Genomic DNA, 6,751 nt, shown 5'->3' with positions numbered 1-6,751 from the left:
TGGGGGGGTTTGGGGGGGCTCTGGCCCTTGACTGTTGATTCAACATGGAGAGATCGGGATGGTATTTTCATCCAATGTGTTCCTGTTCCTGTTCCTGCCGATCTTTCTCGGCTTGTACTACCTGAGCGGGCAACGCTATCGCAACCTGCTGCTGCTGATCGCCAGCTACGTGTTCTATGCCTGGTGGCGGGTGGACTTCCTCGCCCTGTTCGCCGGCGTCACCCTGTGGAACTACTGGATCGGCCTGAAAGTCGGCGCCGCCGGCGTGCGCACCAAGCCGGCCCAACGCTGGTTGCTGCTCGGCGTGGGCGTGGACCTGGCCATCCTGGGCTATTTCAAGTACGCCAACTTCGGTGTCGACAGCCTCAACGCGATCATCACCGGCTTCGGGCTGAACCCGTTCATCCTGACCCACGTACTGTTGCCGATCGGTATCTCGTTCTACATCTTCGAGTCCATCAGCTACATCATCGACGTGTATCGCGGTGACACCCCGGCCACTCGCAACCTGATCGACTTCGCGGCATTCGTGGCGATCTTCCCGCACCTGATCGCCGGCCCCGTGCTGCGTTTCCGTGACCTGGCCGATCAGTTCAACAATCGTACCCACACGCTGGACAAGTTCTCCGAAGGCTGCACGCGCTTCATGCAGGGCTTCATCAAGAAAGTGTTCATCGCCGACACCCTGGCGGTGGTGGCCGACCATTGCTTTGCCTTGGAGAACCCGACCACCGGCGACGCCTGGCTTGGCGCCCTGGCGTACACCGCGCAGCTGTACTTCGACTTCTCCGGCTACAGCGACATGGCCATCGGCCTGGGCCTGATGATGGGTTTCCGCTTCATGGAAAACTTCAAGCAGCCCTACATCAGCCAGTCGATCACCGAGTTCTGGCGGCGCTGGCACATCAGCCTGTCGACCTGGCTGCGCGACTACCTCTACATCACCCTGGGCGGTAACCGCAAAGGCACGCTGATGACCTATCGCAACCTGTTCCTGACCATGCTGCTCGGTGGTCTGTGGCACGGCGCGAACATCACCTACGTGATCTGGGGTGCCTGGCACGGCATGTGGCTGGCTATCGAAAAAGCGGTGGGTATCGACACCAACCCACGCAGCATCAACCCGATCCGCTGGGCACTGACCTTCCTGCTGGTGGTGATGGGCTGGGTGATCTTCCGTGCCGAAAACCTGCACGTCGCCGGTCGCATGTACAGCGCGATGTTCAGCTTCGGTGACTGGTCGCTGTCGGAACTGACCCGCGCCAACCTCACCGGCTTGCAGATCGCTACGTTGGCGGTGGCCTACATCACCCTCGCCTTCTTCGGCCTGCGCGACTTCTACACCAACCGTCCGCCGGTCAAGGCCAAGCCTGAAGAAAGCACCGAAGCCAATGGGCCTGCCACCGCGCAACCGGGACTGATCAAAGCCGTACCGGGCGACAACCCGTCGACCATCCATGAACCAGGCTACACCGTCGGCGTCGAAGCCCAGGTGCAACCGGCCTACTGGACCGTGGACTGGTCGCGCTACGTGATGCGCACCCTGGTATTGGTGCTGTTCATCGCCTCGATTCTCAAACTGTCGGCGCAAAGCTTCTCGCCGTTCCTTTACTTCCAGTTCTGAGGGATCTGAACATGACCCGCTCATTACGCATCTTCTACGTTGCACTGTTCATGCTGATACTGACAGCGCTAGGTATCTGGTCGATGCGCAGCTTCCTCGGCTTCAGCACCAACCCCGATGCGACCGTGCTCAACGGTCGCTGGGCGAAAGCCGTGGAAACGCATTACGACGAAGAATTCCCGATCAAACGCCTGGGCACCAACATCTGGGCGGCGCTGGACTACAAGCTGTTCAACGAGGGCCGCAAAGGCGTGGTCCTGGGCCGCGATCAGTGGCTGTTCAGCGACGAGGAATTCAATCCGATCGTCAACGAAGACCAGAACCTGCAAGGCAACTACGCCCTGATCGAAGGCGTGCGCCAGAAGCTCAAGGAGCAAGGCATTACCCTGGTCATGGCCATCGTGCCGGCCAAGGCGCGGCTGTATCCGGAGCACCTGGGTGAAGTGAAGCCTTCGAGCATTCACGCCAACCTGTACCAGGATTTCCACGCCCGTATCGCGGCGGACAAGATCCTTGCCCCTGATCTGCTTGGCCCGCTGCAACAGGCCAAGCAAAGCGGTCAGCAAGTGTTCCTGCGCACCGACACCCACTGGACTCCGGAAGGCGCGCAAATCGCTGCGGAACATCTGGCCAAAGCGATTGCCGAACGCACACCACTGAATGGTGAGCCACAGCGTTTCGTCACAGAGCCTGCGGAAAAAATCATCCACAAGGGCGACCTGCGTCAGTTCCTGCCGCTGGATCCGCTGTTCGAAAACCTGATGCCAGCCCAGGAACCGCTGGTCAAGCGCAACACCCGCGAAGCCGACGACCAGTCGGCCAGCGAAGACGCGCTGTTTGCCGATGCCCAGGTGCCCGTGGCCCTGATCGGTACCAGCTACAGCGCCAACCCGAACTGGAACTTCGTCGGTGCACTCAAGCAAGCCCTGCACAGCGATGTCGTCAACTACGCCGAAGACGGCCACGGCCCGATTCTGCCGATGCTCAGCTACCTCAAGAGCGACGCCTTCAAGAACAGCCCGCCACAAGTGCTGATCTGGGAGTTTCCTGAACGTTATCTGCCCGTGAACAACGAGATCGGCGACGCCGATCCGCAATGGGTCGCCGAACTCAAGCAAGCCGGCGCCCGCCAGCAGAACGTAGCTGCAAACACACAATCCGAGACGCCCGATCGGGCGCAAAACTGAAAGAGAGGTCCACCATGACTTTCAACACTACTCCTCGCCGTCTCGCTGCTCGCTCCTTCAAGGCCGTTGCCCTGGTCGCCAGCATGAGTGCCCTGTCCTTCTCAGCTTTTGCCGGTGACTCAGCCCTGTACGGCCCGGTCGCGCCAAAAGGTTCGAGCTTCGTGCGGATCTATAACGCCAGCAACGCCGAAGTCAGCGCCACCGTCGGCAGCACCAATATCAGCGACGTGGCCCCGCTGGCCAGCAGCGACTTCAGCTTCATGCCTGGCGGCGACTACAGCGCCAAGGTGGGCAGCCAGACCGTACCGGTTAAACTGGCCTCCGATCACTATTACACCCTGGTCAACAACGCCAGCGGCCAGCCACAACTGATCGAAGAGCCACCGTTCAAGAACAAGCAGAAATCCCTGGTCCGCGTGCAGAACCTCAGCGACAAGCCGCTGACCCTCAAGACCGCTGATGGCAAGACCGAAGTGGTTCCGAACGTAGCGGCCAAGGGCCGTGGCGAACGTGAAATCAACCCGGTGAAAGTGAGCCTGGCCCTGTACGAAGGCGACAAGAAAGTCGGCGACGTCAAGCCTGTTGCCCTGGAGCGCGGCGAAGCAGCCGTGCTGTACGTAACCGGCTCCGGCAGCAGCCTGTCGCCAGTCTGGGTGAAACGCCCGGTATCGACCCGCTGATGAGTTTTCCTGGCTGATGCCCTGCCTGTGGGAGCCAACCTGCTCCCACTTTAAAGGCGTCATTCAGGCACGGAACAACAACAAGAGAGTGAAACGACAGAACGCAGTAGCTCTGAAACCATTTCGATTTTGTAGGAGTAACACACATGATTCCGGTGATCTTGTCAGGTGGTAGCGGCTCACGTCTTTGGCCGCTTTCGCGCAAGCAATTCCCTAAACAGTTCCTGGCCCTGACCGGCGAACACACGCTGTTCCAGCAGACCCTCGAGCGCCTGGTGTTCGAAGGCATGGACACGCCGATCGTGGTCTGCAACAAGGACCACCGTTTCATCGTCAACGAGCAGCTGTCGGCCCGCAACCTGGAAGCCCAGCGCATCCTGATGGAACCGTTCGGTCGCAACACCGCACCGGCCGTGGCCCTGACTGCGATGATGCTGGTCAATGAAGGTCGCGACGAGCTGATGCTGGTGCTGCCGGCCGACCACGTCGTCGAGGACCAGAAGGCTCTGCAACGCGCCCTCGCGCTGGCCACCGTGGCCGCCGAGCGCGGCGAAATGGTGCTGTTCGGTGTACCGGCGACCAAACCGGAAACCGGTTATGGCTACATCAAGTCGACCAACGATGCCCTGCTGCCTGAAGGCGTCAGCCGCGTTTCGCACTTCGTCGAAAAACCCGACGTCAAGCGCGCCACCGAGTTCGTCCAAGCCGGCGGTTATTTCTGGAACAGCGGCATGTTCCTGTTCCGCGCCAGCCGCTTCCTCGAAGAGCTGAAAAAGCACGATCCGGACATCTACGACACTTGCCTGCTGACCCTGGAGCGCAGCGAGCAGACCGCCGACACCATCACTTTTGACGAAGCCACTTTCGCCTGCTGCCCGGACAACTCCATCGACTACGCCGTGATGGAAAAAACCCAGCGCGCCTGCGTAGTGCCGCTGTCGGCTGGCTGGAGCGATGTCGGCTGCTGGTCGTCGCTGTGGGAAGTCAATCCGAAGGACGCCAACGGCAACGTCACCAAGGGCGACGTCGTGGTCCAGGACAGCCGCAACTGCATGATCCACGGCAACGGCAAGCTGGTGTCGGTGATCGGCCTGGACAACATCGTCGTGGTCGAAACCAAGGACGCCATGATGATCGCCCACAAGGACAAGGTCCAAGGCGTGAAGCAGATGGTCAACACCCTCAATGCCCAGGGCCGTACCGAAACCCAGAACCACTGCGAAGTCTATCGTCCATGGGGTTCCTACGACTCGGTGGACATGGGCGGTCGTTTCCAGGTCAAGCACATCTCGGTCAAGCCGGGCGCGTGCCTGTCGCTGCAGATGCATCACCACCGCGCCGAACACTGGATCGTGGTCAGCGGCACCGCCGAAGTGACCTGCGACGAGAACGTGTTCCTGCTCACCGAAAACCAGTCGACCTACATCCCGATCGCGTCGGTCCACCGCCTGCGCAACCCGGGCAAGATCCCGCTGGAAATCATCGAAGTGCAGTCCGGTAGCTACCTGGGCGAAGACGACATCGAGCGCTTCGAAGACATCTACGGTCGCTCCACCCCGATCGAGCGCGGCGTGTCGGTGAAGACCATCGCGCAATAACGACCAGTAGCAACAACCAGTAGCAACGATCAGCAGTAACGATCGGCAACAAAAGATCAGTCGTACAAGAAGCCCCCGTCCAGCCCACTGCGTCCCCTATCCGCAGCGGGTTGGGCGGGGGCTTTTTCCTGAGCGTTCGGTGACCCAACCAGGGGGAGCAATACCCATGGCCCGCCCCCTTCGGTAGGATGTGCCGACGGTCACGGAGGCTTCAACCATGCTTATCGGCGTCTTGTTGGTCATCACCTGGCTCATCCTGCTGTTGCGCTACCCGGCGAAGGCCTTGCCGGTGTCCCTGGCGGCTTTTGTCGGGTTGGGGTTGGTAGCGGCGTGGGTGCTCTGGGAAGAGAGCCGGGAAACCCGGCAACTGGCGCATCTGGATCTGGGGATTACCTTCGCCCCCGAGCAGTGCCCGGCCGATCGCCCGCTGTTGCTGAAAATGCGCAACGGCAACGACGTGCCCCTGACCGAACTGCGCTGGCGAATCGCAGCCTATGCCCCCGGCGATACCATCAACCTGGCGGACAACCAGTACAGCTCACCGCGCTACCGCGGCCCCGGCGAATTGCAACCCGGCGCCGACTGGCAGGACTGCCTGCCGATACCGCCGTTGCGCCCCGGCTACCGCGCGCAAACCCTGGAGTTTCGTGCCGAGCGACTGCAAGGTAGTTTCGCCAACTGACCCGCCCATTTTTTGCACAAGGAAAGCGCCATGCCCGTTGCGTTGATCACCGGATGTTCCAGCGGCATCGGCCGCGCCCTCGCCGACGCCTTCAAGGCCGCCGGTTACCAGGTCTGGGCCAGCGCGCGCAAAGACGCCGACGTGGCGCAGTTGCGCGCCGCCGGGTTCACCGCGGTACAACTGGATGTCAATGACGCTCAGGCGCTGGAACAGCTCGGCGAGCGGATCAACCAGGAGCATGGCGGCCTCGATGTGCTGGTCAACAATGCCGGTTATGGCGCCATGGGCCCGCTGCTGGATGGCGGCGTGCCGGCCATGCAGCGCCAGTTCGAAACCAACGTGTTCGCCATCGTCGGCGTGACCCGCGCGCTCTATCCCGTGCTGCGCCGGGCAAAGGGGCTGGTGGTGAACATCGGCAGCGTTTCCGGTGTGCTGGTCACGCCGTTTGCCGGGGCCTATTGTGCCTCCAAGGCAGCGGTGCATGCCTTGAGCGATGCGCTGCGCATGGAACTGGCGCCGTTCGGGATCCGCGTGATGGAGGTCCAGCCCGGTGCCATTGCTTCCAGCTTCGCGAAAAATGCCGGCCATGAAGCCGAGCAGTTGATCAGCGAACAATCGCCCTGGTGGCCCCTGCGCGACGGCATCCGCGCCCGCGCCAAGGCCTCCCAGGACAACCCCACCCCCACCAGCGAATTCGCCGCCGCACTGCTCAAAGCCGTGCAACAACCCAAACCACCGCGCCTGCTGCGCCTGGGCAACGGCAGCCGGGCATTGCCGCTGATGGCAGGTCTGTTACCCAAGGGGTTGCTGGAGAAAGGCTTGATGAAGCGGTTCGGGTTGGGTCGGTCGTTGTAACTATCAAGGCTTGCAAGCTTTGCCGTTGTGGGGGGGGGGGGGGGTCCCGCTCGGCTGCGCAGCAGTCGCAACCCGGCTGATGCGGTTTACCTGACGCACCGCAGTGACTGGTTTGGGGCGGCTTC

General features: G+C 61.6%; 6 protein-coding genes. All 6 read left to right on the top strand.

Features of this window, described 5'->3' with window-relative positions:
• The first annotated feature begins 58 nt into the window (after positions 1–58).
• The 6 genes from ACE04F_RS10835 (at position 59) to ACE04F_RS10810 (ending at position 6,626) form a co-directional block, all read left to right on the top strand.
• On the top strand, positions 59–1,624 hold the full coding sequence (locus tag ACE04F_RS10835; protein ID WP_434625921.1) for an MBOAT family O-acyltransferase: 1,566 nt from the start codon (positions 59–61) through the stop codon (positions 1,622–1,624).
• Positions 1,625–1,635: 11 nt separating this feature from the next.
• Positions 1,636–2,811 carry an alginate O-acetyltransferase gene (locus ACE04F_RS10830; RefSeq protein WP_486106566.1) on the top strand — a complete coding sequence of 392 codons (1,176 nt, stop codon included), beginning with the start codon at positions 1,636–1,638 and terminating at the stop codon, positions 2,809–2,811.
• Between the two features lie 14 nt (positions 2,812–2,825).
• The gene (locus ACE04F_RS10825) at positions 2,826–3,491 is read left to right on the top strand and encodes an alginate O-acetyltransferase AlgF (protein WP_305496612.1); all 666 of its coding nucleotides are present in this window, start codon (positions 2,826–2,828) and stop codon (positions 3,489–3,491) included.
• Between the two features lie 146 nt (positions 3,492–3,637).
• On the top strand, positions 3,638–5,089 hold the full coding sequence (locus ACE04F_RS10820; protein ID WP_486106564.1) for a mannose-1-phosphate guanylyltransferase/mannose-6-phosphate isomerase: 1,452 nt from the start codon (positions 3,638–3,640) through the stop codon (positions 5,087–5,089).
• 217 nt (positions 5,090–5,306) lie between these two features.
• Positions 5,307–5,771, top strand: a complete 465-nt coding sequence (locus ACE04F_RS10815) for a multidrug transporter (protein WP_486106562.1) — start codon at positions 5,307–5,309, stop codon at positions 5,769–5,771.
• A 30-nt stretch (positions 5,772–5,801) separates the two neighbouring features.
• Positions 5,802–6,626 (top strand): SDR family oxidoreductase, encoded by an 825-nt coding sequence (locus tag ACE04F_RS10810; RefSeq protein WP_486106560.1) that lies wholly within the window; start codon positions 5,802–5,804, stop codon positions 6,624–6,626.
• Positions 6,627–6,751 lie beyond the last annotated feature (125 nt).

Source organism: Pseudomonas sp. AGC41 (assembly GCF_057334555.1).
Note: the sequence above shows the minus strand (reverse complement) of the source record. Positions and strands in the feature narration are given on the sequence as shown.

What these genes read in the sequence shown, in the direction of transcription:
- ACE04F_RS10835 (WP_434625921.1), top strand. Translation starts at nt 59, where the DNA reads ATGGTATTTTCATCCAATGTGTTCCTGTTCCTGTTCCTGCCGATCTTT.
- ACE04F_RS10830 (WP_486106566.1), top strand. Translation starts at nt 1,636, where the DNA reads ATGACCCGCTCATTACGCATCTTCTACGTTGCACTGTTCATGCTGATA.
- ACE04F_RS10820 (WP_486106564.1), top strand. Translation starts at nt 3,638, where the DNA reads ATGATTCCGGTGATCTTGTCAGGTGGTAGCGGCTCACGTCTTTGGCCG.
- ACE04F_RS10810 (WP_486106560.1), top strand. Translation starts at nt 5,802, where the DNA reads ATGCCCGTTGCGTTGATCACCGGATGTTCCAGCGGCATCGGCCGCGCC.
- ACE04F_RS10825 (WP_305496612.1), top strand. Translation starts at nt 2,826, where the DNA reads ATGACTTTCAACACTACTCCTCGCCGTCTCGCTGCTCGCTCCTTCAAG.
- ACE04F_RS10815 (WP_486106562.1), top strand. Translation starts at nt 5,307, where the DNA reads ATGCTTATCGGCGTCTTGTTGGTCATCACCTGGCTCATCCTGCTGTTG.